At 29.8% G+C, this 23,345-nt stretch carries 23 protein-coding genes; 17 read left to right on the top strand and 6 right to left on the bottom strand.

Translation table 11 applies throughout. The features are described 5' to 3' along the window. The first annotated feature begins 23 nt into the window (after positions 1-23). From pyrF to AAC008_RS10345, 3 genes are all read left to right on the top strand, one after another. Positions 24-836 carry an orotidine-5'-phosphate decarboxylase gene (gene pyrF / locus AAC008_RS10355; RefSeq protein ID WP_339889221.1) on the top strand — a complete coding sequence of 271 codons (813 nt, stop codon included), beginning with the start codon at positions 24-26 and terminating at the stop codon, positions 834-836. Continuing rightward, positions 833-1,627, top strand: coding sequence for a helical backbone metal receptor (locus AAC008_RS10350; RefSeq protein ID WP_339889220.1), 795 nt, complete (start codon positions 833-835; stop codon positions 1,625-1,627). The genes pyrF and AAC008_RS10350 overlap by 4 nt, the downstream gene beginning before the upstream one ends. Positions 1,628-1,688: 61 nt before the next feature. Next, a complete protein-coding gene (locus AAC008_RS10345) occupies positions 1,689-2,483 on the top strand; it encodes an alpha/beta hydrolase (protein WP_339889219.1) in 795 nt (264 codons plus the stop codon). Between the two features lie 139 nt (positions 2,484-2,622). On the opposite strand, the gene AAC008_RS10340 is transcribed toward AAC008_RS10345, so the two are convergent. Next, the gene (locus tag AAC008_RS10340) at positions 2,623-3,336 is read right to left on the bottom strand and encodes a DUF4197 domain-containing protein (protein ID WP_339889218.1); all 714 of its coding nucleotides are present in this window, start codon (positions 3,334-3,336) and stop codon (positions 2,623-2,625) included. A 134-nt stretch (positions 3,337-3,470) separates the two neighbouring features. On the opposite strand from AAC008_RS10340, the gene AAC008_RS10335 reads away from it, so the two are divergent. Further along, on the top strand, positions 3,471-6,896 hold the full coding sequence (locus tag AAC008_RS10335; protein ID WP_339889217.1) for a methylmalonyl-CoA mutase family protein: 3,426 nt from the start codon (positions 3,471-3,473) through the stop codon (positions 6,894-6,896). Positions 6,897-7,018: 122 nt separating this feature from the next. On the opposite strand, the gene AAC008_RS10330 is transcribed toward AAC008_RS10335, so the two are convergent. The 4 genes from AAC008_RS10330 to AAC008_RS10315 all read right to left on the bottom strand — a co-directional run bounded on the left by AAC008_RS10330 (position 7,019) and on the right by AAC008_RS10315 (position 8,654). After that, entirely contained in the window at positions 7,019-7,237 is a 219-nt protein-coding gene (locus AAC008_RS10330) for a hypothetical protein (protein ID WP_339889216.1), read from the bottom strand. A gap of 100 nt (positions 7,238-7,337) precedes the next feature. Then, complete coding sequence (locus AAC008_RS10325) at positions 7,338-7,484, bottom strand: hypothetical protein (RefSeq protein WP_339889215.1); 147 nt, start codon at positions 7,482-7,484, stop codon at positions 7,338-7,340. Positions 7,485-7,568: 84 nt separating this feature from the next. Next, positions 7,569-8,012 (bottom strand): hypothetical protein, encoded by a 444-nt coding sequence (locus AAC008_RS10320; RefSeq protein WP_339889214.1) that lies wholly within the window; start codon positions 8,010-8,012, stop codon positions 7,569-7,571. Positions 8,013-8,084: 72 nt separating this feature from the next. Next, positions 8,085-8,654, bottom strand: coding sequence for a DUF1543 domain-containing protein (locus AAC008_RS10315; protein ID WP_339889213.1), 570 nt, complete (start codon positions 8,652-8,654; stop codon positions 8,085-8,087). A gap of 90 nt (positions 8,655-8,744) precedes the next feature. Here AAC008_RS10315 and AAC008_RS10310 point away from each other — a divergent pair, with 90 nt between their 5' ends. Next, positions 8,745-9,263, top strand: coding sequence for a hypothetical protein (locus AAC008_RS10310; RefSeq protein WP_339889212.1), 519 nt, complete (start codon positions 8,745-8,747; stop codon positions 9,261-9,263). 69 nt (positions 9,264-9,332) lie between these two features. Here the strand turns inward: AAC008_RS10310 and AAC008_RS10305 are convergent, their stop codons facing one another. Continuing rightward, the gene (locus tag AAC008_RS10305) at positions 9,333-10,286 is read right to left on the bottom strand and encodes a TerC family protein (RefSeq protein ID WP_339889211.1); all 954 of its coding nucleotides are present in this window, start codon (positions 10,284-10,286) and stop codon (positions 9,333-9,335) included. A 175-nt stretch (positions 10,287-10,461) separates the two neighbouring features. Between AAC008_RS10305 and AAC008_RS10300 the strand changes: the two genes are divergently transcribed. The 12 genes from AAC008_RS10300 to AAC008_RS10245 all read left to right on the top strand — a co-directional run bounded on the left by AAC008_RS10300 (position 10,462) and on the right by AAC008_RS10245 (position 23,309). Beyond that, positions 10,462-12,651 (top strand): glutamine synthetase III, encoded by a 2,190-nt coding sequence (locus tag AAC008_RS10300; RefSeq protein WP_339889210.1) that lies wholly within the window; start codon positions 10,462-10,464, stop codon positions 12,649-12,651. A 410-nt stretch (positions 12,652-13,061) separates the two neighbouring features. Beyond that, a complete protein-coding gene (locus AAC008_RS10295) occupies positions 13,062-14,141 on the top strand; it encodes a hypothetical protein (RefSeq protein ID WP_339889209.1) in 1,080 nt (359 codons plus the stop codon). Positions 14,142-14,217: 76 nt separating this feature from the next. Continuing rightward, positions 14,218-14,733, top strand: coding sequence for a hypothetical protein (locus AAC008_RS10290; protein ID WP_339889208.1), 516 nt, complete (start codon positions 14,218-14,220; stop codon positions 14,731-14,733). 1 nt (position 14,734) lies between these two features. Next, a complete protein-coding gene (locus tag AAC008_RS10285; RefSeq protein ID WP_339889207.1) occupies positions 14,735-15,472 on the top strand; it encodes a CsgE family curli-type amyloid fiber assembly protein in 738 nt (245 codons plus the stop codon). 16 nt (positions 15,473-15,488) lie between these two features. Beyond that, entirely contained in the window at positions 15,489-15,893 is a 405-nt protein-coding gene (locus tag AAC008_RS10280) for a curli production assembly/transport component CsgF (RefSeq protein ID WP_339889206.1), read from the top strand. Between the two features lie 8 nt (positions 15,894-15,901). Beyond that, the gene (locus AAC008_RS10275; protein ID WP_339889205.1) at positions 15,902-17,242 is read left to right on the top strand and encodes a CsgG/HfaB family protein; all 1,341 of its coding nucleotides are present in this window, start codon (positions 15,902-15,904) and stop codon (positions 17,240-17,242) included. 18 nt (positions 17,243-17,260) lie between these two features. Beyond that, entirely contained in the window at positions 17,261-18,745 is a 1,485-nt protein-coding gene (locus AAC008_RS10270; protein WP_339889204.1) for a carboxypeptidase regulatory-like domain-containing protein, read from the top strand. Between the two features lie 59 nt (positions 18,746-18,804). Continuing rightward, positions 18,805-19,551, top strand: coding sequence for an OmpA family protein (locus AAC008_RS10265; RefSeq protein ID WP_339889203.1), 747 nt, complete (start codon positions 18,805-18,807; stop codon positions 19,549-19,551). A 7-nt stretch (positions 19,552-19,558) separates the two neighbouring features. Beyond that, positions 19,559-20,425, top strand: coding sequence for an OmpA family protein (locus AAC008_RS10260; RefSeq protein WP_339889202.1), 867 nt, complete (start codon positions 19,559-19,561; stop codon positions 20,423-20,425). Between the two features lie 64 nt (positions 20,426-20,489). Beyond that, a complete protein-coding gene (locus AAC008_RS10255; RefSeq protein ID WP_339889201.1) occupies positions 20,490-21,350 on the top strand; it encodes an OmpA family protein in 861 nt (286 codons plus the stop codon). Positions 21,351-21,379: 29 nt separating this feature from the next. Next, a complete protein-coding gene (locus AAC008_RS10250) occupies positions 21,380-21,829 on the top strand; it encodes a hypothetical protein (RefSeq protein WP_339889200.1) in 450 nt (149 codons plus the stop codon). Between the two features lie 301 nt (positions 21,830-22,130). Then, positions 22,131-23,309 (top strand): AIR synthase related protein, encoded by a 1,179-nt coding sequence (locus AAC008_RS10245; RefSeq protein ID WP_339889199.1) that lies wholly within the window; start codon positions 22,131-22,133, stop codon positions 23,307-23,309. Positions 23,310-23,345: the final 36 nt, after the last annotated feature.

The raw sequence follows: 23,345 nt of genomic DNA, 5'->3' as shown, positions 1-23,345 counted from the left end.
TTTGCGTCACAACAGAACTAAAAATGACTACAAAACAACTATTTCAACAGATTCAAACTAAAAAATCATTTCTATGCATTGGCTTAGATGTTGATTTAAATAAAATTCCAAAACACTTATTAAAATTAGAAGATCCAATTTTCGAATTTAATAAAGCAATTATTGATGCTACTCACGATTTGTGTGTTTCTTATAAACCAAACACAGCATTTTATGAAGCTTATGGAATAAAAGGTTGGCAATCACTTCAAAAAACTATTGAATATATTAATTCAAATTATCCTGAAATTTTTACTATTGCTGATGCAAAACGTGGAGATATTGGAAATACTTCATCCATGTATGCCAAAGCATTTTTTGAAGATTTGAATTTTGATTCGGTAACAGTCGCTCCTTATATGGGAAAAGATTCGGTTGAGCCTTTTTTAGCTTTTGAAAATAAGCATACTATCATGTTGGCTCTGACTTCAAATGAAGGTGCTTTTGATTTTCAAACGAAAAATGTTGATGGGAAAGAGTTGTATAAAATGGTTTTAGAAACGTCTAAAGGTTGGAAAAATTCAGAAAACCTTATGTATGTAGTTGGTGCAACTAAAGCCGAATATTTTGCTGAAATTAGAAAAATTGTTCCAAATAGTTTTTTATTAGTTCCTGGAGTTGGAGCACAAGGTGGAAATCTTCAAGATGTTTGTAAATTTGGAATGAATGATGAGATTGGACTTTTAATAAATTCTTCTCGCGGAATTATTTATGCTTCAAACCAAGAAAATTTTGCTCAAAAGGCTAGGGAAGAGGCTTTGAAATTGCAACAAGAGATGGAAGTGATTTTAAAATGATAGAATTCAAAGACCAAATAGGAAATCAACATACTTTTGAGACAACTCCTAAACGAATTGTTTCCCTTGTTCCATCACAAACCGAATTATTATATGATTTAGGTTTAGAAGATTCTATTGTCGGAATTACAAAATTTTGTGTGCATCCTATTCATTTTAAATCAACAAAGAAGATAGTTGGTGGGACAAAAAACATCAATTTTGAAAAAGTAAAAGCTTTGCAACCAGATGTAATTATTGCCAATAAAGAAGAAAATACTAAAGAAATTGTTGATGAATTGAGTGAAATTTGTCCTGTAATTGTAACTGATATTTATTCTATTGAAGATAATTTGCAAATGATTTTAGATTTTGGAAAGTTATTTAGTAAAAGAACTGAAGCTCAAAAATGGCACGATAAAATCAATTTTGCATATCAAGATTTTCAGAGTTTTGTCGAAGATAAACCGTCAAAAAAAGCAGCTTATTTTATTTGGAAAAATCCACACATGGTTGCTGGAAAAGAAACGTTTATCAATACATTATTAGAACTAAATCATTTCGAAAATATTTACAAAGAAAAAGGAAGATATCCGGAAGTGGAATTAAAAAAGATTCGTTTAGAAGGTGATCCAGACTTGGTTTTTTTATCGTCTGAACCTTATCCTTTTAAAGATGAAGATGCTTTTGAAATAGGACGCTTTACACACCATGCCAAAACAATTTTTGTAGATGGAGAAATGTTTTCTTGGTATGGAAGTAGAATTCTAAAATCGTTTGAATACTTCAAGCAACTTCACAACAAAATTTAGGATTAAATTAAATATTGTTTTAGGCATTAAAAGACTATTTTTGGGCTTTAAATAAAATAATTTGCTTTCCTATACAATTTATAAAAACGAAACTAGTCAAGATTGGATAACCTTTGTGCATGGTGCCGGAGGAAGCTCTTCTATTTGGTTCAAGCAAATAAGAGAATTTCAAAAACATTACAATATTTTACTTTTAGATTTACGTGGACACGGAGATTCAAAAAATATGTTGAAAGTTTCTTCTTCAAAATACACTTTCAATGCCATTGCAGATGATATTTTAGAAGTAATTAATCATTTAAAAATACAAACTTCACATTTTGTTGGAATTTCTTTAGGAACAATTTTAATTCGTCAATTAGCAGAAAATCATCCTACACGAGTAAAAAGTATGATTTTAGGTGGTGCAATTTTAAAAATGAATTTCCGTTCTCAAATATTAATGAAAGTTGGAAATATTTTTAAATATGTTTTGCCTTATTTAGTTTTGTATAGATTGTTTGCTTTTATAATTATGCCAAAAGCGAATCACAAACAGTCAAGATTGTTTTTTATTAATGAAGCTAAAAAATTATACCAAAAAGAATTTATAAAATGGTTTAAACTTACAGCAGAAATTAATCCTTTACTCAAATATTTTAGGCAAATTGAATTAAGTATTCCAACTTTATACGTCATGGGAAGTGAAGATTATATGTTTTTACCGTCCATTAAGGAAGTTGTAAAAAGTCACTATAATTCTTCAAAATTAAATGTTATTGAAAATTGTGGTCATGTAGTTAATATTGAACAAGCTCAAAAATTCAATGAAGTTTCTATTCAATTTCTTAAAAATTTGACAAAAAAAAATCGATAGCTTCTGACTAACGATTTCTTTTTACTAACTAACTCAACCAAACTTTATTGTTTTTCAACAGTGCAAATGTCGTGAATATTTTTTTGACTAATGTTAATTGTATGTTATATATATGTTATTGATTCTTAAAATTTTAGAATTATTTTTTGTCTTGTAAAGCAAATACTTTTTTCAATAAATCAGAACTTCTTGAACCAATATTAGATCTAATGCTTTGCTCTTCAACAGCAATCATTTTAAAAACACCTTCCATAGCTTTGTTTGTAGTATAATCAGTTAAATCTGGATTTACTTTAGTAATAAATGGTAAACTGTTGTATTTAGTAATAATATTTGTCCAAACTTTATCAGCTCCAACTTTTGAAAATGAATTTTTAATTACAGGATTAAATTTTGTGTATAATGCACTAGAAGTTGAACTTTGTAAATAAGTTGTTGCAGCAACATTGTCACCCATTAAAATATTCTTAGCATCATTAAAAGACATGTTTTTAACAGCATCAACAAATATTGGAGTTGCTTCTTTTACAGCATCTTCAGCTGCTCTGTTTAAAACTTTTAATCCTTCATCAGCTAAGCTAGAAAGACCTATTTGTCTTAATTTAGTATCAACAGTTTGTAATTCTTGAGGTAATAAAATTTTAACCGCTTCATTTTTTAAAAATCCGTCTGTTGCAGTTAATTTTGAAACTTGTTTTTCAATACCGTTATCTAAAGCTTCTTTTAGCCCATTAGCTATATCTAACTGACTTAATCCAACTGTTCCTTGAGGTAATTGGTTAACAACTTGTTGTAATTCTGCACATCCAGAAAAAATTGTTGTGGCAAATACTAGTAAAATTATTTTTTTCATCTTATTTATTTTTAATTAAGTATTGAATATACAAATATAATGCCTCAATCGAGAATTCAAATTTTAAATTAATTAAATCGTATAAAATTTAATTAATTCGTAAATTGCACTCTTTAAAATGATAATTATATAAAATGGAACCACAAATACCTTATACTCCTGTAAATAAAGTAAGAATTGTAACTGCTGCCTCACTTTTTGATGGTCACGATGCAGCAATCAATATCATGAGAAGAATTATCCAATCAACAGGTTGTGAAGTAATTCACCTTGGACATGATAGAAGCGTTGATGAAGTTGTAAATACAGCTATTCAAGAAGACGCTAATGCGATTGCAATGACTTCTTATCAAGGAGGTCATACAGAATATTTAAAATACATGCACGACTTACTTAAGGAAAAAGGTGCTGGTCATATTAAAATATTTGCTGGTGGTGGTGGAGTTATTCTTCCAACAGAAATAGAAGAATTACATGCCTATGGAATAGAAAAAATATATTCTCCAGATGATGGTCGTGCCATGGGATTGCAAGGAATGATTAACGATTTAGTAAAACGTTCTGATTATCCAATCGGCGATAAATTAAATGGTGAAATCAATCATTTAGAAGAAAAATTGCCAACAGCTATTGCTAGAATCATTTCCTCTGCTGAAAATTTTCCTGAAATTGCAAAGGAAACTATGGATGCCATTCATAAAAAGAATGAAACTTCAAAAACTCCGGTTTTAGGAATTACAGGAACAGGTGGAGCAGGAAAATCTTCATTAGTTGATGAATTAGTGCGACGTTTTTTAATCGACTTTCCAACTAAAACAATAGGATTAATTTCTGTTGATCCATCAAAAAGAAAAACTGGTGGTGCATTATTAGGTGATAGAATTCGTATGAACGCTATTAATAATCCTAGAGTTTATATGCGTTCCTTAGCAACTCGTCAATCTAATTTAGCTTTATCAAAATACGTAAATGAAGCAATTCAAGTATTAAAAGCGGCAAAATATGATTTAATAATCCTTGAAACTTCTGGAATTGGACAATCGGATACAGAAATTATGGATCACTCTGATGTGTCTTTATATGTAATGACACCAGAATTTGGAGCTGCAACGCAATTAGAAAAAATCGACATGTTGGATTTTGCGGATTTAGTAGCTTTAAATAAATTTGACAAACGTGGAGCTTTAGATGCTATTCGCGATGTTAAAAAACAATTCCAACGCAATCATAATCTTTGGGATGTAAATCCAGATGAGATGCCTGTTTATGGAACAATTGCTTCTCAATTCAATGATCCTGGAATGAATACTTTATATAAATCTATCATGGATAAAATGGTAGAAAAAACAGGTGTTGATTTGAATTCGACTTTCGAAATCACACGTGAGATGAGTGAGAAAATTTATGTAATTCCACCACACAGAACACGTTATTTATCTGAAATTGCTGAAAGTAATAGAAAATATGATGAAACGGCTTTAACGCAAGTTGAGGTAGCTCAAAAATTATATGGAATTTTCAAAACGATTGAATCAGTGAACGGAAATCTTCCAGAAATTGATAAAGTAGGAATCGTAGCTGAATCCTTAAATAGAACAGAAGAAAATAAAGTATTTTTAGAATTGTTAACGCAACAATTTGACAAAATAAAAATGGACTTAGACGCTTACAATTGGGAAGTAATTCTGACTTGGGACGAAAAAGTTCAGAAATATAAAAATCCATTTTACACGTTTAAAGTTCGTGATAAAGAAATCAAAATTGCAACGCATACTGAATCGTTATCACATTCTCAAATTCCAAAAATATCATTACCAAAATACCAAGCTTGGGGCGATATCTTAAAATGGAATTTACAAGAAAATGTTCCCGGAGAATTTCCATTTGCATCAGGATTATATCCTTTCAAACGTGAAGGAGAAGATCCAAGTAGAATGTTTGCAGGTGAAGGTGGACCAGAAAGAACAAATAAACGTTTTCATTATGTAAGTGCTGGAATGCCTGCAAAACGTTTGTCAACAGCTTTTGATAGTGTAACTTTATACGGAAACGATCCAGATTTGCGTCCAGATATTTATGGAAAAATCGGAAATGCTGGAGTTTCAATTTGTTGTTTAGATGATGCTAAAAAATTGTATTCAGGTTTCGATTTGAGTCATGCATTAACATCAGTATCAATGACCATTAATGGACCAGCACCAATGTTGTTAGGTTTCTTTATGAATGCTGCCATCGATCAAAACTGTGAAAAATACATTGTTGAAAATGGTTTAGAAAAAGAAACGGAAGCTAAAATTGCAGCAATTTATAAAGCTAAAGGAACAAAAAGGCCACAATATCAAGGAACTTTACCAGAAAGTAATAATGGTTTAGGTTTAATGCTTTTAGGTGTAACTGGTGATCAAGTTTTACCTTTAGATATATATAATGACATTAAAGTAAAGACTTTAACACAAGTTCGTGGAACGGTTCAAGCGGACATTTTAAAAGAAGATCAAGCACAAAACACTTGTATTTTCTCAACAGAATTTGCTTTACGTTTAATGGGTGACGTTCAAGAATATTTTATTACGCAAAATGTTCGTAATTTCTATTCTGTTTCAATTTCAGGATATCACATTGCTGAAGCTGGAGCGAATCCTATCACGCAATTGGCTTTCACACTTTCTAATGGTTTCACTTATGTGGAATATTATTTAAGTCGAGGAATGAACATCAATGATTTCGGACCAAACTTATCATTCTTCTTTTCAAACGGAGTTGATCCAGAATATGCTGTAATTGGTCGTGTTGCTAGAAAAATTTGGGCAAAAGCAATGAAAGCTAAATATGGTGCCAACGAAAGAGCTCAAATGTTGAAATACCACATTCAAACTTCTGGTCGTTCTTTACACGCACAAGAAATTGATTTCAATGACATTCGTACAACATTACAAGCTTTGTATGCAATTTACGATAACTGTAACTCATTACATACAAATGCTTATGATGAAGCAATTACAACACCAACAGAAGAATCAGTGCGTAGAGCAATGGCAATTCAGTTGATTATTAATAAAGAATTAGGTTTAGCGAAAAACGAAAATCCAATTCAAGGTTCATTTATTATTGAAGAATTAACCGATTTAGTGGAAGAAGCTGTTTTAACGGAATTCGACAGAATTACAGAAAGAGGTGGAGTTTTAGGTGCCATGGAAACAATGTACCAAAGAAGTAAAATCCAAGAAGAATCAATGCATTACGAAATGTTGAAACACACAGGAGAATTTCCTATTATTGGTGTGAATACATTCTTGAGTTCAAAAGGTTCTCCAACTGTAATTCCAGCTGAGGTAATTCGTGCAACAGAAGAAGAAAAACAATATCAGATAGATATGTTAAATCAATTGCATACAACTTACGAAGACAGAGTTGCTGAACAATTAGAAAAATTACAAACAGCTGCTGTTAAAAACGAAAACATGTTTGAATTATTAATGGAAGCTACAAAAGTGTGTTCATTAGGTCAAATTACAAACGGTTTGTTTGAAGTTGGTGGACAATATAGACGTAATATGTAAGCAGAGAACCACTTTTGCTTTTGCAAAAAGTGTGTGAATCGCTTATGCCGATTTTTTATCGGGATCTATTAAATAAAAAAAAGACCTTTCAGCAATGAAAGGTCTTTTTTTACTTATAGTTTCTATTTATTATTCAGAGAATAAACTCCACTGCCTAAAAGAACAATTGCCAATCCAATATAAATAAAACCTTGTTCCTTTCCAGAGTCATTTGAAGCGTCAATTTCTAATCCTAAAACTTCAATTTCTGCACTGCTATTAGAAACTTTATTGATTCCTAAATAACCCATATAAAGAGAAGCAGCTATTAATACTATTCCAATAATTTTTCCAATTTTCATAATTTCTGAGTTTTAAATTAATTATGATGTAAATGTATGGACTAACCTAGAATGATATTTTATAAAGTATTTATGATTTTTTATAGAATTTCCATCAGTATTAACTTTCCCCTTTTTCCTCATTAAACTTTCTAACAATAGCTTTCAATTTTTCAGCACGAGCTACTTTTTTAGCTTTTGCTTTGTCTTGTTCTTTGTGTAATTTATCGTTATGTTTCTTAATGTTCTTTTCTGTATTTCTTCCCATTTTTTATAAAATCTAACTTGTTAAAGGTATTTGTGCAAATTAAATAAAATTATTTAAAAGAAGGTGTTTTTCATTAAAATCAAATTAAGAAATGTTTAATATTTTATTTTTATAGGAAGCCAACGAAACAATATCTCCTACGTTTTTGTCTTTTATGTCGTTATAAATAGGTGCTTGATCTGAAATTGAAATTACATTTTTATTATTTAGTTCAAATTGCGGAATAGATATACCTATGAATATGTACAATTCATCAGTTTCAATTAACGCACCAACTTGAATAGAATTGCATTTGTTGTTCTGAATAGACAAGAGAAAATCTTTGTTTTTCTTGGCCTGAATTAGCATTTGTTCATATCGTAGTTGCATTTCTTTAGCTTCATTTTGATGCGAAAAATCTTCAGGATCAATAACGTCATCTTCATCTATATCAGATGAAACACTATACATTAAAACAGATTTTTCCAATTGACTTATTACATTTTCTTGTTCTTCAATAATTTTCTTGATAATACTTTTCTTGTTCATAATTTCATTTGTTTTATTGTAGTAAAGCTAGAAATAAACAAACTAAAAAAAGGTAACATTTATCATAGTTAATTAAATTAATTTGGGTATTTTCAAATAGCCTATATGTTTTTTGTCTTCAATTCCGTCTTCAACCTTAGTGATTTTTAATTGAAATTTTGATTTGAATTCTTCTGATAAAACATCATCTACTCTATAAATGTCATCCACATCAATTCCATACTTCTCATCAATATGAGATGCTCCCGTTCCTTTATTAATGCCACAATGTTTGAAAAAAGTTGTTTTTTTACTATTTTTAATAGCTGAAGCTTTACTTTTTGCAACTGTTAAAACTTTATAATGATATTCTTCAAATTCATTTTCTTTATAACCACCTAAATTGATAAAGAAAAGTTTTTCATTATTTTCAATTATTTCATTACTGTCAATAACTTCAATAGAAAACCCATCAATAAAAGTAATTTTTTGCCAAGCATCAATATGAATTTTACCTTTGGCTTCTGGCCAGAATTGTTTCATATTTGGAAATAATTGAGCTAATGAACTGGCTATTCCAAAAAATATATCATGTTGTTCTGTTAACCTTCCTTTTGGTGTACAGCCTAACATTATCATGTATAAATGTAAGTTTTTATTCATTCTTCAAAAGTACAATTTTTTGTTAAATAAAAAGTTTGGCACGGCAATTGAATAAGTACTAACATCGTTAATCAATTAAAAATAAATATCATGAAAAAGATTACTCTCATTTTAGCTTTTATCGGAATGATAACACTAAACAGTTGTACCGTTAATGATACACCACCACCAGCACAAGTGCAACAAATAAATAATACTTACGTAAGTGAAGTTTTTGAAGTAACTACTTCGTTTAGTTCAAATAATGATTTTAGTAGGTTGGTTACATTTAATCCACCTATATATAATTCAGACACGGTTTTAGTTTATAGATTAAGTGGGGTTTCAAATGGTACTGATTTTTGGAAATTATTACCTGAAACATTTTACTTTAATGACGGAACATTAGATTATAAATTTAATTATGATTTTACAAGATATGATGTTGAATTGTACATGGAAGGATTTGAGTTATGGAATTTGTCTAGTCAAATTTTAAATAATCAAACATTTAGACTAGTAGTTATTCCTGGTTCATTTAAAACATCAAATGAAGTTGATTATTCAGATTATAATGCTACAATTAAAATGTTAGGATATAAAGACTCAAAAATTAAAAAGTTAGATTAAAGATTAGTTTGTTAGTTTGGTTAGATTAGTTTGTTAGAAAAGAGGTTGCTGGGAAGCAGCCTCTTTTTTTTATGCTACATTTGAATCTTTCGATTTGTATAAAGAATAAGCAATTCCAGAAAATAATGAAAAAGCTATAAATCCTAAAGAAGCCCATTCTGGTAATTCAATATAATCATGAGCTAACATTTTTATTCCAACAAAAGTTAAAATAGCAATTAAACTATATTCAAGATAGCTGAATTTCTCTAACATATTTGCCAAGAAGAAATACATAGAACGTAAACCAAGAATCGCAAATATATTAGAACTAAATACTAAGAATCCATCAGATGTAATTGCTAATATTGCAGGAACACTATCCATTGCAAAAAGAACATCCATTAGTTCAATTACTATAAGAGCAACAAATAAAGGGGTTGCGAATAATATATTTCTTTTTTTAATGAAAAAATGTTCACCTTCCATATGTAGCGTAATTGGCATTACTTTTCTCAAACTTTTAAATACAAAAGATTTTTTTGGATTAAAAACTTCTTCATCTTCATTTTTAAATAACATTTTTGCTGCTGTAAAAATTAAAAAAGCACCAAAAACGTAAGTCATCCAGCTAAACTTATTGATAAGTAAGACACCAAAATAAATCATTAGTCCTCTAAAAATAATTGCCCCAAGTATTCCCCAAAATAAAACTCTATGTTGATATTTCTGTGGAATTTTAAAGGATGAAAATATAACAGCAATTACAAATATATTATCAACGCTTAAAGAAAGTTCAATTAAGTAACCTGTAATAAACTTCATGGAAGCTAAAGTAGGAGTAAGGTTTGATGGATTATCAATATATCCGTTTAAATATATCCAATATATCACACCAGAAAACAAAAATGATATAGTTACCCATATTCCTGTCCATATTCCTGCTTCTTTGGAGCTAATAATATGAGGGTTTTTGTTAAAAACACCTAAGTCTAAAGCTAAGAAAAACAATATTGCCGCAATAAAAAGAATCCAAACTACCATAAAATTAATTTTAATTGACAAATATAATTTTTTACTTTATGAAATAATAATTCAAGGAATATAATTTTTTTTAATCTTTTGCCCTAAAAAAAATAGGGGTATAAGTTGTTTTATTTCATTTTTTTATATATTTGCATTAAAATAACAGGGTACTTAATTAAATAATCAATAAATTATGTCAACAATTCGTTTTAATGCACTTGAAAAGGCAAACACAAGAACTCCAATTAATGTTGAAGAATTAGATAAAAAATCAATCATTTTTGGCAGCAATGTTTTTAATGATAAAACTATGCGTCAGTTTTTAACTTCAGAAGGGTATAAAGCTGTTAAAAGCGCAGAGCAACACGGAACAAAAATTGACAGAAAGTTAGCAGATTATATCGCATTAGGTATGAAAGAATGGGCTCTTTCAAAAGGAGTTACACATTATACTCACTGGTTTCAACCTTTAACAGGAGGAACAGCTGAAAAACATGATGCTTTTTTTGAAACATCATTTGACGGTAGCGATCCAGTTGAAAAATTTGGTGGAGACCAATTGGTACAACAAGAACCAGATGCTTCTTCTTTTCCAAATGGTGGAATTAGAAATACCTTTGAAGCAAGAGGTTATACAGCATGGGATCCAACATCACCAGCTTTTATTTTTGGAACAACTTTGTGTGTGCCAACTGTATTTGTTTCTTATACAGGTGAGGCATTAGACAACAAAGCTCCTTTATTAAGAGCGTTAAATGCAATTGATGATGCTGCCACTGATGTAGCAAAGTATTTTGATAAAAACGTTAAAAAAGTAACACCAACTTTAGGTTGGGAACAAGAATATTTCCTTGTAGATAGAGCATTGGCTAATTCTCGTCCAGATATTATGGCAACTGGTAGAACTTTATTAGGTCATACTGCAGCAAAAGGACAACAATTAGATGACCATTATTTCGGTTCAATTCCAACTCGTGTATTAAATTATATGAGAGATCTGGAAAACGAGTGTATGTTATTGGGAATTCCAGTAAAAACAAGACATAATGAAGTTGCTCCAAGTCAATTTGAATTAGCTCCAATTTTTGAAGAAACTAATTTAGCAGTAGATCATAATTCATTATTAATGGATGTAATGCAAAAAGTAGCTGAACGTCATGAATATAAAGTTTTATTTCACGAAAAACCATATAAAGGTGTTAATGGATCAGGAAAACATAACAACTGGTCGTTAGCAACTGATACTGGAATTAATTTATTAGCTCCAGGAAAAACACCAATGAGTAATCTTCAGTTTTTGACTTTCTTTATTAACACAATTAAAGCAGTTCATGATTATGAAGAATTATTAAGAGCTGCAATTGCTTCTGCTGGAAATGATCATAGATTAGGAGCTAATGAAGCGCCACCAGCAATTATTTCGGTATTTATTGGAGAGCAGTTAACTAAAGTTTTAGCTGAATTAGAAGGAGTAACTAATGGAAAACTTTCACCAGAAGAAAAAACGGATTTAAAATTAAACGTAGTTGGTAAAATTCCTGATGTATTGTTAGATAATACTGATAGAAACAGAACTTCTCCATTTGCTTTTACTGGAAATAAATTTGAATTTAGAGCGGTAGGTTCATCTGCAAATTGTGCAACTTCAATGACTACATTAAACGCAATGGTAGCAAAGCAGTTAAAAGATTTTAAAAAAGAAGTTGATGCTTTAATTAAGAAGAATGATTTAAAGAAAGACGAAGCTATATTTAATGTTTTAAGAGAATATATTAAAGGTACTAAAAAGATTCTTTTTGAAGGTGATGGTTATAGTGAAGCTTGGGAAGTTGAAGCGAAAAAAAGAGGACTAAGCAACCATAAAACAACTCCAGAAGCATTAAAGGCTAAAGTTTCTAAAAAGGCAATGGACTTGTTTAAAAGTTTAGATATTATGAATCATGTTGAGGTAGAATCTCGCTACGAAATTGAATTAGAGGAATACATAAAGAAAATTCAAATTGAAGGACGTGTTTTAGGCGACATTGCTGGAAATCATGTTGTTCCAACAGCAATTAAATACCAAAATACATTAATTGAAAATGTTAAAGGATTAAAAGAAATCTTTGGCAAAGATTTTGAGAAAATCGCAAAAGAGCAAATTACAATGATAAAAGAAATATCTCAGCATATTGAAGGCATCAATTCAAATGTTAAAGAGATGACTGAAGAGCGAAAAAAAGCAAATAACTTGACAGATATGGAAAAAATGGCTTCTGCATATTGTAATAAAGTTATACCTTATTTTGAAGTAATTAGAAAACATGCAGATAAATTAGAACTAATGGTTGATGACGAAATGTGGACTTTAACAAAATATAGAGAATTGTTATTTGCAAAATAACTTTCACTCATAATGATCCTAAAAAAGGCTTATTCAATATTCGAATAAGCCTTTTTTGCTTACATAAATTATTCAATAAGTTGATTATAATGCATAATTTTGAGAATTAAATAACTTTTTAACGATTGTTTTACTTATTTCGTCGAAAAATAAAAGATTTATTGTTTGATATATTTGGTAGTTTAAAAAAATATATTACATTTGAATCAAGAAATGAATGATATGTCTCTAACCTAATGCTATTTAATAATAGTAGAGCATGTAAAATTATACGAAAATGTATAATTATGTAATTGTGTATCCCTGCAAACACAAGATGTTTTTTAAATAATAAGAAAATAATTCTTTTAAATTTTAAAAGTTTTTTCAGCCCCAAATATTGAAATTGTAACCAATTAAATATTTATATTATGAAAAACTTAATTTTAAGTGTGGCCTTTTTAGTGGCTACGGGGACTGCATTTGCCCAAGGCAACGTAAGTAGTGTTTCTCAAGATGGTACAACCAACCAATCGAATGTGCTTCAGGTTGGAGCAACTAACAATTCAGTTGTGAATCAGTTAGGTTCAAATTCAGCGATTAGTGGAGAATCAAATGACTCAGATGTTAACCAAGACGGTGTATCTAACATGTCTGACGTTAAACAAGATGGTGATTTTAATGAAGCTGATGTTATCCAATTAGGAGATAACAATGATGCTACAATTGATCAAGGTGTAGGTTTTGCAGAAATGAATGAAGCTATTACTACACAAACAGGTGATGGTAATACTTCTATGCAAAAACAACGTTTTGATAACAATTACGCAACTACTACACAAACAGGAAATGACAATAATGCTATTCAAGATCAAAGTTCAGGACCAAATTCTTCACCCGGAAATTTAGCTTATATTGTTCAATCAGGTAGTGATAACATGGCTGACCAAGGACAAGTTGGAAGTTTAAATGATGCTAACATTTATCAAGTGGGTACAGATCATTATGCTATTCAACGTCAAACTGGAAATAATAATGATGCTAATGCTGTGCAACATGACAACGACAACTGGTCTAGTCAAATGCAGAATGGTAATGATAACTTCGCACAAGTTTGGCAAAATGATTTAGGTGTAGGAAGTTTTAATGAAGCTGATCAAACACAAATTGGTGATGACAATGACGCTATTGCAGATCAAGGTTATAATACTACTAATAGTGATGTTTGGCAAAGACAAGTTGGAGATGGTAACTATGCTTATGCAATCCAACGTGGTGATAACAACAACTCTAGACAAAGACAAATTGGTGATGGCAATAGTGCTTCACATGATCAAAATGGAGATGATAACTATGCAAGATCTCGTCAATTTGGACTTTCACACACATCTGGAATTACTCAGTTAGGAGATATGAATACTGCTAATACACTTCAAACTGGAGCTTCTCATGTAAGTGGTGTTTTACAAGTTGGAAATGGAAACAACTCAAATGTTCACCAAACTAACTAATTAAACTTTAGTATATGATGAGATAGTTCCCTTTAGATGAACTATCTCATCTATATTATTTTAAAAAAAACATATCATGAAATCAAAAATATTCATAGTATTCTTTGCAATCATTTTTACTCAAATGGGATTCTCTCAGGTAGAGGGCAATAATGATGATTTTAAGCAATACAGTTCTTCTCTTTTTGATTCTGAACAAAATTCATTATTTGTAGTTTCTAACATGACGGATAAATTAAATCCAGTCCAATTAAACCAAAATAATGTAAATATTCAACAAATAGGAGATTTTAATGTAATTAATGCAGCTGTTAACTCTGATAATTCAAAACTATTTATGTCTCAAAATGGTTTTAATAATTCGATTGATTTAATTAAAAACACAGCAGAATTATATCAAAAAATAACACAAACAGGAGATAATAATACGATTAGTGATTTAACATATTACTCAAATTATAAAGTGAATATGGAAATGAATCAAAATGGAAATAATCAAACCATACAGAATATAGGTACTAATTCATTGTCAAAAGATATGAAAATTTCTCAAACGGGAAATGGTACTTCAATAATTATAATTAATCAATAAAATGAAAAATTCTACTACGTATTCAATGCTTTTTGCTTTTTTACTTTTAGTGAATTTTACTTTTTATGCTCAAAATAAAGAAGTTGATGTAAAAGCAAAAATTGTTCTTGAAGAAGTAGAAGGAAATATTAAAATAACAGGAACTGCTGAAAATTTAACAGACATTCTACAAAGTATGACTTATAAATTATCAGTAATTAAAAAGAATTTAAAAACAGAAAATCGTTCCACAAATGCTCAAGAAGGTGTTTTTACTTTGGAAGCAAATGAAAACAAAAACCTTTCAACAACGCAAATTAATAGAAGTAGCGAAGACGAAATAATAGTTCTGTTGCTTTTTTATGATGAAAACAATCAAATTGTTAGTAAAGATAGAGTCGTAATTAGCGACGAAAAAAAAAAGGATAGAGTTATAATATTAGAAGAGGATGGTTTTGAAATGACAGGAATTGTAACTGACGATACAAAGACCAAAATTGGAAAAGACTTTTATGATAGTTTTTATTATTTATACAGAGATTACAACCTGAATGCTAAACAAATTGTCAAAATAAATGAAGAATTAAGTTTTGGAAGAAATACCAAAATAGTAATTATGATTGAAAATGACATTGTGTTTGAATTTTTAGCAAGACCAGATGAAGAATTTCTCGAAGCAATGGCAAAAACGGCATTATATGAAACCTATCAGTTTTTAAAGAAATTAGAAAACGAAAAAAAATATATTACCCAGTATTAAATAAAAGCCTATAATCATGAAGTTTTCAATCCTACTACTAGTAACGGTGCTTTTTTCATTTTCAATGAATGCGCAAGATTTGGTTTATAAACCAAAAAACCCTGCATTTGGTGGGGACACTTTTAATTATCAATGGCTGTTAAGTTCAGCCGAATCTCAAAATAAACTAAAGGACAGTGGGATAGAAACTGATAAAAAATCTGAATTAGAAAAATTTATTGATAATTTAAATTCTCAACTTTTAAATCAAGTTTCTAAATCATTATTTGCAGAACAATTTGGCAATGATGGAATCTCAGAAGGAACATATACTTTTGGAAGCTTATCTATAGATGTATATCCATCAGAAGGTGGATTAACAATAAGTATTTTAGATACTACTACTGGTGAACAAACGCAAGTAATTATCCCAAATCCGTAAATTTATTTATGAAAAAATTCTACTATTTTTTTTTCGCCATTTATTTTTTATATGGTTGTAGTGCTTATTATAATCAACCTTTAGGGATTGAAAGAGCCATTATTGGTGAAAGCACACCTGCAACATCATTATTAAAAAACTTACCTAAACCAAAAGAACCTGTTGTAATAGGAATTTATAAGTTTAGAGATCAAACCGGTCAATACAAAGCTTCAGAAGTAGGAAGTACTTTTAGTACAGCTGTAACTCAAGGAGCAACTTCCATTTTAATTAAAGCACTAGAAGATTCAAAATGGTTTATACCAATTGAACGGGAAAATATTGGTAACCTTTTACAAGAACGAAACCTTATTCGTTCTACAAGACAAGAATATTCAAAAAGCACTAATGAACCTCAATTAACACCACTATTATATGCTGGAGTATTACTTGAAGGTGGAATTGTTTCTTATGATTCAAATATTATTACTGGTGGATTTGGTGCACGTTATTTTGGTGCCGGTGGTTCTACAAAATATAGACAAGATAGAGTAACAATTTATCTTAGAATGATTTCAACTTCTAATGGAAAAATATTAAAATCAGTTTATGTCTCAAAAACACTTTTCTCACAAGCAATTGATCAAAGTTTTTTTAGATATGTAAAATTCAAAAGGCTTTTAGAAGTCGAAACTGGATATACAACAAACGAACCTGTTCAGATGGCAGTTACAGAAGCTATTGAAAAAGCTGTTGAATCTTTAGTTTTAGAAGGTATAAAAGATAAAATTTGGATAGCTGACGCACCTCAAGATGAGATTGATGAATTGATAAAAAAATATGATATAGCAGAATCTATTGCTGACTCATCTGCAATTTACAATAGAAAATTAACTAAAAGAAGATCCGATTTTGCTTTAGAATTTGCTGGTGGTGTAACAAGGATTCAAGGAGATTACCCTAATCCAGTTTTGAGACCTTTTGTTAAAGGTAGTTTAAAGTATTTTTTTAATGAAAGCATTAATTTATCCTTATCAACGAGCTGGAATAAATTTGACACTAAGAATCGAAAAAGCTATGAATATTTAACTTTTGACGCCAATACTGAAATTTTATTTTTACCAAAAGACCAACTAACACCATTTGTTTTTGGTGGAATTGGTTATGGAACAAATAAAACGAATGACTTTACACATTTTAAATTTCAATATGGACTTGGGTTAGAATATTTAGTTTCCAATAGTTTTGGATTAAGACTTTTTGGAGAACATAACCTAACTTTTAGTGATGAGGTAGATTTTTTAATTGCAGGAAAAAGAGATGATTATTATTATCGATTTGGAGCTGGATTAACTTATTATTTTAAATAGCATTTAATATAAAGAAATATGAAAAATAGTTATATAAAATTAAGCTTGTTTTTTTTACTACTCCTTTTTTCTTGTAGTGAAGAAGCTATTGATGAAATTCAGTTCGGAACCGTTTCGGGTAGAGTAGTTGAGTCAGGTACTTTTGAACCTATTCCAAATGTAAAAGTATTTTCTAGTCCTAATTCTAGTATTGTTTTTACTGATGCAAATGGTAATTTCAGCATGATTGATGTACCAATTGGAGATTATTCTTACCAAGCAAAAAAAGATGGATATATAACCAAGTTCGAAGCAGCAACAATTGCAAATGGTGCTAACACTGAACTGGTTTTTGAATTAGAATTGTCAACGAGTGAAAATCGTCCACCTGATACACCAGTCTTGGTTTTACCAGCAGATAATGCAACAAATCAAGATATTCAAGTTGATTTGAGTTGGACGGCTACTGATCCAGATGATGATACTTTGATTTTTCAAGTTATACTAAAAAATGATGCTAATACTGATGAAATAACATATCCTAATATTACAGAACCAACTTTTCAATTGACAAATTTAGTTTATGGTGTTAAATACTTTTGGCAAGTAACTGCTTCAGACGGAATTAATGCATTGGTATATAGCTCAATAAAATCATTTTCTACTACTGAATTTCCAATAACTCGTTTTTTATATGTGAAGAAAATTGGACAAAATAATGTAATCTTTACTAGTGATGATGATGGAAATGAAATTCAATTAACCGATTCAGCAACTAATAGTTGGAGACCAAGAAAAAATAACCAATCCAATAAAATAGCATTTATTCGTTCTAATGGAGCACAAAATCATATTTATATTATGAATCCTGATGGAACAAATATTTTTAAAGTCACAAATAATGTCCCTATTGCTGGTTTTAATTCAGATTATATTAACTTCTCTTGGAACGCAAATGGAAGCCAAATTATCTATCCTAATTTTGATCGTTTATATAGAATTAACAGTAGTGGAAGTGGACTTACTCAAATTTATCAAACACCAACAAGTAAATTAATTTCTGAATGTGATTGGAGTTTTGATGCAACTAAAATTGCAATAAAAACAAATAACCTTAACGGTTACACTGCAGAAATTTACATAATTAGCTCTAGTGGTGCTTTTTTAACACAAGTCATAACACCTATAGCTGGAGCTGTTGGAGGATTGAATTTTTCAGTTTCAGGACAAAAACTACTTTTCACTAGAGATGTTTCTGGTTTTGAAAATGCCAACTACAGACAACTAGACACTAGAATATTTCAACATGTTTTTTCAACAGGAACTACTTCAGAAATATTAACACAAAAACCACCAGGAACGGTTGATTTAGATGTAAGGTATTCTCCAAATGAAGCCGAAGTAATATTTGTAAACACATCTAATGACTTTTTGAGTACACGTTATATTCAAAAATATCAGATAGGAACAATTGATTCAAGAGTAACTCTTTTCTCTGGTACAACTATGCCTGATTGGGAATAAATTTTATTTAAAATGTTATACTAAAAAACAACTACTAAACGTTTTCTGTTAAATTTTTTATGCGATTATTTTTACTTCTTTTTGTAACCATTTGTTTTAGTCAAAACAAGCAAAGTTTTTATTTTGATTTCAATAAAAGTTCTTTTAATCTTTCACAAGAAGAAAATTTTAATAACTGGTTAAATGCAAACCCAACAGCAAAAGTCATTAGAGTAGAAGGGTATTGTGATTATGTTGGAAGTAATGAATACAATATACAATTAGCTAAAAAGAGAATTAATTTTATTTTGGATAAATTAAAAATTCAAAAAGTAGTTTCAAAATCAATGCTTAAACCCTTTGGCGAAGATTTTAAACAAGATTCTATTCAAGATTTAAATAGAAGAGTAGATGTTTATTATAAATTGAATGATCAAACCTTAGACGAATTCATTACCACAAACTCTTCTGGAAAAAGTATTGTTTTAAAAAACCTAAATTTCTATAATAATTCAGGTGAAGTTTTGCCCGATTCTAAACCCGTTTTAGAAGAATTATTGACAATAATGAATAAATATTCAAAACTTAAAATTGAGATTCAAGGTCATATTTGTTGTCAATCTATTTATGAAGCTGATAAAATTGAAGACATTGCAAAAGTTAGAGCATTAGCCGTTTATGTTTTTCTGATTAATAACGGAATTGAAGAAAACAGACTAAGCTATAAGAGTTTTAAAAGTCAAAAGCCTTTGTATTCCATTCCAGAGAAAAATGAAGAACAACGAATTGCCAATCGTAGAGTAGAAATCATGATATTAGAAAATTAATTTTAAAATGAAAAACCTATTACTACTACTATTTTTATTTTCTAATTTTATATCATCTGCTCAAGAACAATTTGTTGTTTATTTTGATACTGATAAGTTCGAATTGTCTAAAACAGAATATAAAAGACTTAATGATTGGATAAAATTTCACACTAACGATAAAATTATTGCCATAAACGGTTACACAGATGAAGATGGGAGCAATAGTTATAATGATACTTTAGCCCAAAAAAGAGTTAATTATATTTTTGATGTAATTAAAGAAAAAGTTCCGTTTAGAGAAGATTTTGAAAGTCGAAGTTATGGTGAAGACTTTAGCCAATCTAAGACTAAAGCAGAAAACAGAAAAGTAACGATTTATTATATTGAAGAGGAAAATTTAGCTTTTGAAAATGAAATAGTAGGTATTGAAAAACCTAAACCAGAAATTATTGATTTGGTTGATGATGTAGTTATAATTGAAGAAATTATTGCCAAGAATATTTCTTTAGAAGAAAAAATTATCAATGCTAAAATTGGTACAACTGTAAAAATTGAGAATATTAATTTCTACTTGAATGAAAAAAAGTTTATGAACGATTCATTTCCAGTTCTTAATGAATTGCTTATGGTGATGCAAAAACAGCCTAACTTGGTTATTGAAGTTCAAGGACATGTTTGTTGTAATCCTAATGTAGCCGACAAGATTTCTATTAAATTATCACACAATAGAGCTAAAGTTATTAAACAGTTTTTAGTGGATCATGGCATTCATAAAAACAGAATTAGTTATAAAGGATATGGAAGTAGTCAACCGATTTATAAGATTCCTGAAAAAACATATTTAGAAGCAATAGCTAATCGTAGAGTTGAGGTTATGATTCTCGAAAATTAATTATGGCACGTTTTTTTATGTAATAAAAATGTTGTTACTTAGTTTCTGAATTAAAATCCTTAAAATGAAGTCTTTTTTATCCATTTTTCTTTTCTTTTTTATAGCGAATACTTTTGCTCAAGAGCAGTTTGTAGTTTATTTTAATAGCGATAAATTCGAATTGACTAAATCAGAAAATAAGAAGCTAAACGAATGGATGAATCTTCATATAAAAGACAAAATTGTTGCTATAAATGGATATACCGATGAAGATGGAACCAGTGGTTACAACGATACATTATCCAAAAAAAGAGTAAATTATGTTTTTGATATTATAAAAGAAAAAGTTCCTTTTAGAGAAGATTTTGAAAGTCGAAGTTATGGAGAGAACTTTAACCAATCTAAAAACAAAGCTGAAAATAGAAAAGTAACAATTTACTACATAGAAGAAAAAGATTTAGCCAGAGAAAACGAAATTTTAGGAATCAAAGAAGAAATTGTTGTTGCCGTTGATTCTACTTCAGAAGTTATTGAAGAAACTATTTCTGATGACGCACCTTTAGAAGAACGAATTGCCAAAACGAAAGAAGGAAAAACGTTAATCTTAAAAGATATTAATTTCTATCACAATACGTTTGGAGTTATGAGCGAATCAAGACCTACTTTGTATGATTTGGTATACATTATGGGAACTAATCCTCGTTTGGTTATTCAAGTGCAAGGACATGTGTGTTGTAATACAGATGTTACTGATTCTAGATCCATAATGCTATCGAGAGAAAGAGCAAAAGCCGTAAAATTATTTTTAGTTGCTAAAGGAATACCTGCTGCGAGAGTTAGCTTTCAAGGTTTTGGAAGTTCGATGCCTTTGTACCCAATTCCGGAGCAAAATGAAGAGGAACGTATAGCAAATAGAAGAGTTGAGATTTTGATTGTGAAAAAATGATTTTAATTATGAATTATTAGTTGCGAATTATGAATTCAAAAACACTTGCCTTTATATTGTTTTTTCTGTTTTTGTTCTCTTGTGATAAAGCAGATGATTGTCCAGAAGCTTCAACTGGGCCACCTTATTTTTTTGTTGAGATTGTTGACTCAACTACAAATGAAAATGTTTTTACAAACGGAACTTACACTGAAAATCAATTGTCAGTTTCAACTGCTCCTGCTACAAATACTAATTCGTACTTTTTTATAGCTCAGGATAATGCAAATATTATTCAAATTATTCCTTCTTGGTCTGAAGGGACTTTTACAACTACTATTACATTAGATAATCAAATTTCTATTCCAATTGTTTCTGAGGTTTACAAAAGTGAAACCAGATGTACTACTAATTATTTTCTTAAAAGTGTAACTGTTCAAGGTTTTGAATATGAAGTTGAAACCGAGAATGGTTTTTATAAAATAAAGATTGATAATTAACAATTTCAATAACAATTTCAAAAATAAAAATTAATCTCAACCTTGTCAAGCTGAACTTTATTCAGCTTCTCTTTTTTTTACCACATAGATTTCATAGACTTTGTTTGTGTATTAGTCGCTTTGCTTTTCATAGTTTGCATAGATTGATTATTAATCTGCGTTCTAATTTTATTGATTTCTCCAATTTCTTAAATCTGTGTTCCGAAAATCCGAACATCTGAACATCCGAAAATCTCTTTTCATTAGATTATCCTTAATCATTTTTATATCTTTGCTGAACAACAACACAACATACAAGAATATGAGTTCTGATTCAAGTCAACGTTACAATCTTCGAGGGGTTTCTGCTGCTAAAGAAGATGTTCATAATGCTATTAAAAACATTGATAAAGGGCTTTTTCCTAAAGCTTTTTGTAAAATTATCCCTGATTATTTAACTAATGATGATGCTTATTGTATAATTATGCATGCCGATGGTGCTGGTACAAAGTCTTCGTTGGCTTATATGTATTGGAAAGAAACTGGTGATGTTTCGGTATGGAAAGGTATAGCACAGGATGCATTGATTATGAATATTGATGATTTGTTATGTGTGGGTGCAACGGATAATATTTTACTTTCTTCCACAATTGGTCGTAATAAGAATTTAATTCCTGCTGAGGTTTTGTCCGCTATTATTAATGGAACAGAAGAAATACTTGCTGAGTTAAAATCATTTGGTGTTACGATTCATTCTACGGGTGGTGAGACTGCTGATGTTGGAGATTTAGTTAGAACTATTATTGTGGATTCAACAGTTACGGCTCGAATGAAACGTGCTGATGTAATTGACAATGCTAATATAAAACCAGGAAATGTAATCGTTGGATTATCGAGTTCTGGACAAGCTACTTATGAAAAAGGTTATAATGGTGGAATGGGAAGCAATGGTTTAACTTCTGCTCGTCATGATGTGTTTCATAAGTATTTGGCTGAGAAATATCCTGAGAGTTTTGATGCTTCTGTACCTAGTGAATTGGTTTATTCTGGTCAAGTTAAATTGACGGATGAGGTTGAAGGTAGTCCTATTGACGCTGGTCAGTTGGTGCTTTCTCCTACTAGAACTTATGCTCCTATTATTAAAAAGATTTTAGACAAATATACTCCTAAAGAAATTTGTGGAATGGTTCACTGTAGTGGTGGAGCTCAAACTAAAGTGTTGCATTTTGTGAATGATGTACATGTTATTAAAGATAATTTATTTCCTGTGCCTCCTTTATTTAAATTGATACAAGAGCAATCTAAAACAGATTGGAAAGAAATGTACCAAGTGTTTAATTGTGGACACCGAATGGAACTTTATGTAGACGAATCTATCGCTAATGACATCATCGAAATCTCAAAATCATTTGGGGTTGAGGCTCAAATTGTAGGTAGAGTGGAAGAAAGTCCTACTAAGAAGTTGACTATTACTAGTGAATACGGAACATTCAAATATTAAAAACAGAAAACCAACTCAAAATAGAGTTGGTTTTTT

It is taken from the genome of uncultured Flavobacterium sp., assembly GCF_963975515.1.
In the GTDB taxonomy this organism is placed as follows: Bacteria; Bacteroidota; Bacteroidia; order Flavobacteriales; family Flavobacteriaceae; genus Flavobacterium.
This window is presented reverse-complemented; position numbering and strand designations above follow the sequence as displayed.

Excerpts from the sequence above, each read along its gene's own strand:
- pyrF (WP_339889221.1), top strand. The coding sequence starts at position 24 with ATGACTACAAAACAACTATTTCAACAGATTCAAACTAAAAAATCATTT.
- AAC008_RS10350 (WP_339889220.1), top strand. The coding sequence starts at position 833 with ATGATAGAATTCAAAGACCAAATAGGAAATCAACATACTTTTGAGACA.
- AAC008_RS10340 (WP_339889218.1), bottom strand. The coding sequence starts at position 3,336 with ATGAAAAAAATAATTTTACTAGTATTTGCCACAACAATTTTTTCTGGA.
- AAC008_RS10335 (WP_339889217.1), top strand. The coding sequence starts at position 3,471 with ATGGAACCACAAATACCTTATACTCCTGTAAATAAAGTAAGAATTGTA.
- AAC008_RS10330 (WP_339889216.1), bottom strand. The coding sequence starts at position 7,237 with ATGAAAATTGGAAAAATTATTGGAATAGTATTAATAGCTGCTTCTCTT.
- AAC008_RS10325 (WP_339889215.1), bottom strand. The coding sequence starts at position 7,484 with ATGGGAAGAAATACAGAAAAGAACATTAAGAAACATAACGATAAATTA.
- AAC008_RS10320 (WP_339889214.1), bottom strand. The coding sequence starts at position 8,012 with ATGAACAAGAAAAGTATTATCAAGAAAATTATTGAAGAACAAGAAAAT.
- AAC008_RS10315 (WP_339889213.1), bottom strand. The coding sequence starts at position 8,654 with ATGAATAAAAACTTACATTTATACATGATAATGTTAGGCTGTACACCA.
- AAC008_RS10310 (WP_339889212.1), top strand. The coding sequence starts at position 8,745 with ATGAAAAAGATTACTCTCATTTTAGCTTTTATCGGAATGATAACACTA.
- AAC008_RS10305 (WP_339889211.1), bottom strand. The coding sequence starts at position 10,286 with ATGGTAGTTTGGATTCTTTTTATTGCGGCAATATTGTTTTTCTTAGCT.
- AAC008_RS10300 (WP_339889210.1), top strand. The coding sequence starts at position 10,462 with ATGTCAACAATTCGTTTTAATGCACTTGAAAAGGCAAACACAAGAACT.
- AAC008_RS10295 (WP_339889209.1), top strand. The coding sequence starts at position 13,062 with ATGAAAAACTTAATTTTAAGTGTGGCCTTTTTAGTGGCTACGGGGACT.
- AAC008_RS10290 (WP_339889208.1), top strand. The coding sequence starts at position 14,218 with ATGAAATCAAAAATATTCATAGTATTCTTTGCAATCATTTTTACTCAA.
- AAC008_RS10285 (WP_339889207.1), top strand. The coding sequence starts at position 14,735 with ATGAAAAATTCTACTACGTATTCAATGCTTTTTGCTTTTTTACTTTTA.
- AAC008_RS10280 (WP_339889206.1), top strand. The coding sequence starts at position 15,489 with ATGAAGTTTTCAATCCTACTACTAGTAACGGTGCTTTTTTCATTTTCA.
- AAC008_RS10275 (WP_339889205.1), top strand. The coding sequence starts at position 15,902 with ATGAAAAAATTCTACTATTTTTTTTTCGCCATTTATTTTTTATATGGT.
- AAC008_RS10270 (WP_339889204.1), top strand. The coding sequence starts at position 17,261 with ATGAAAAATAGTTATATAAAATTAAGCTTGTTTTTTTTACTACTCCTT.
- AAC008_RS10265 (WP_339889203.1), top strand. The coding sequence starts at position 18,805 with ATGCGATTATTTTTACTTCTTTTTGTAACCATTTGTTTTAGTCAAAAC.
- AAC008_RS10260 (WP_339889202.1), top strand. The coding sequence starts at position 19,559 with ATGAAAAACCTATTACTACTACTATTTTTATTTTCTAATTTTATATCA.
- AAC008_RS10255 (WP_339889201.1), top strand. The coding sequence starts at position 20,490 with ATGAAGTCTTTTTTATCCATTTTTCTTTTCTTTTTTATAGCGAATACT.
- AAC008_RS10250 (WP_339889200.1), top strand. The coding sequence starts at position 21,380 with ATGAATTCAAAAACACTTGCCTTTATATTGTTTTTTCTGTTTTTGTTC.
- AAC008_RS10245 (WP_339889199.1), top strand. The coding sequence starts at position 22,131 with ATGAGTTCTGATTCAAGTCAACGTTACAATCTTCGAGGGGTTTCTGCT.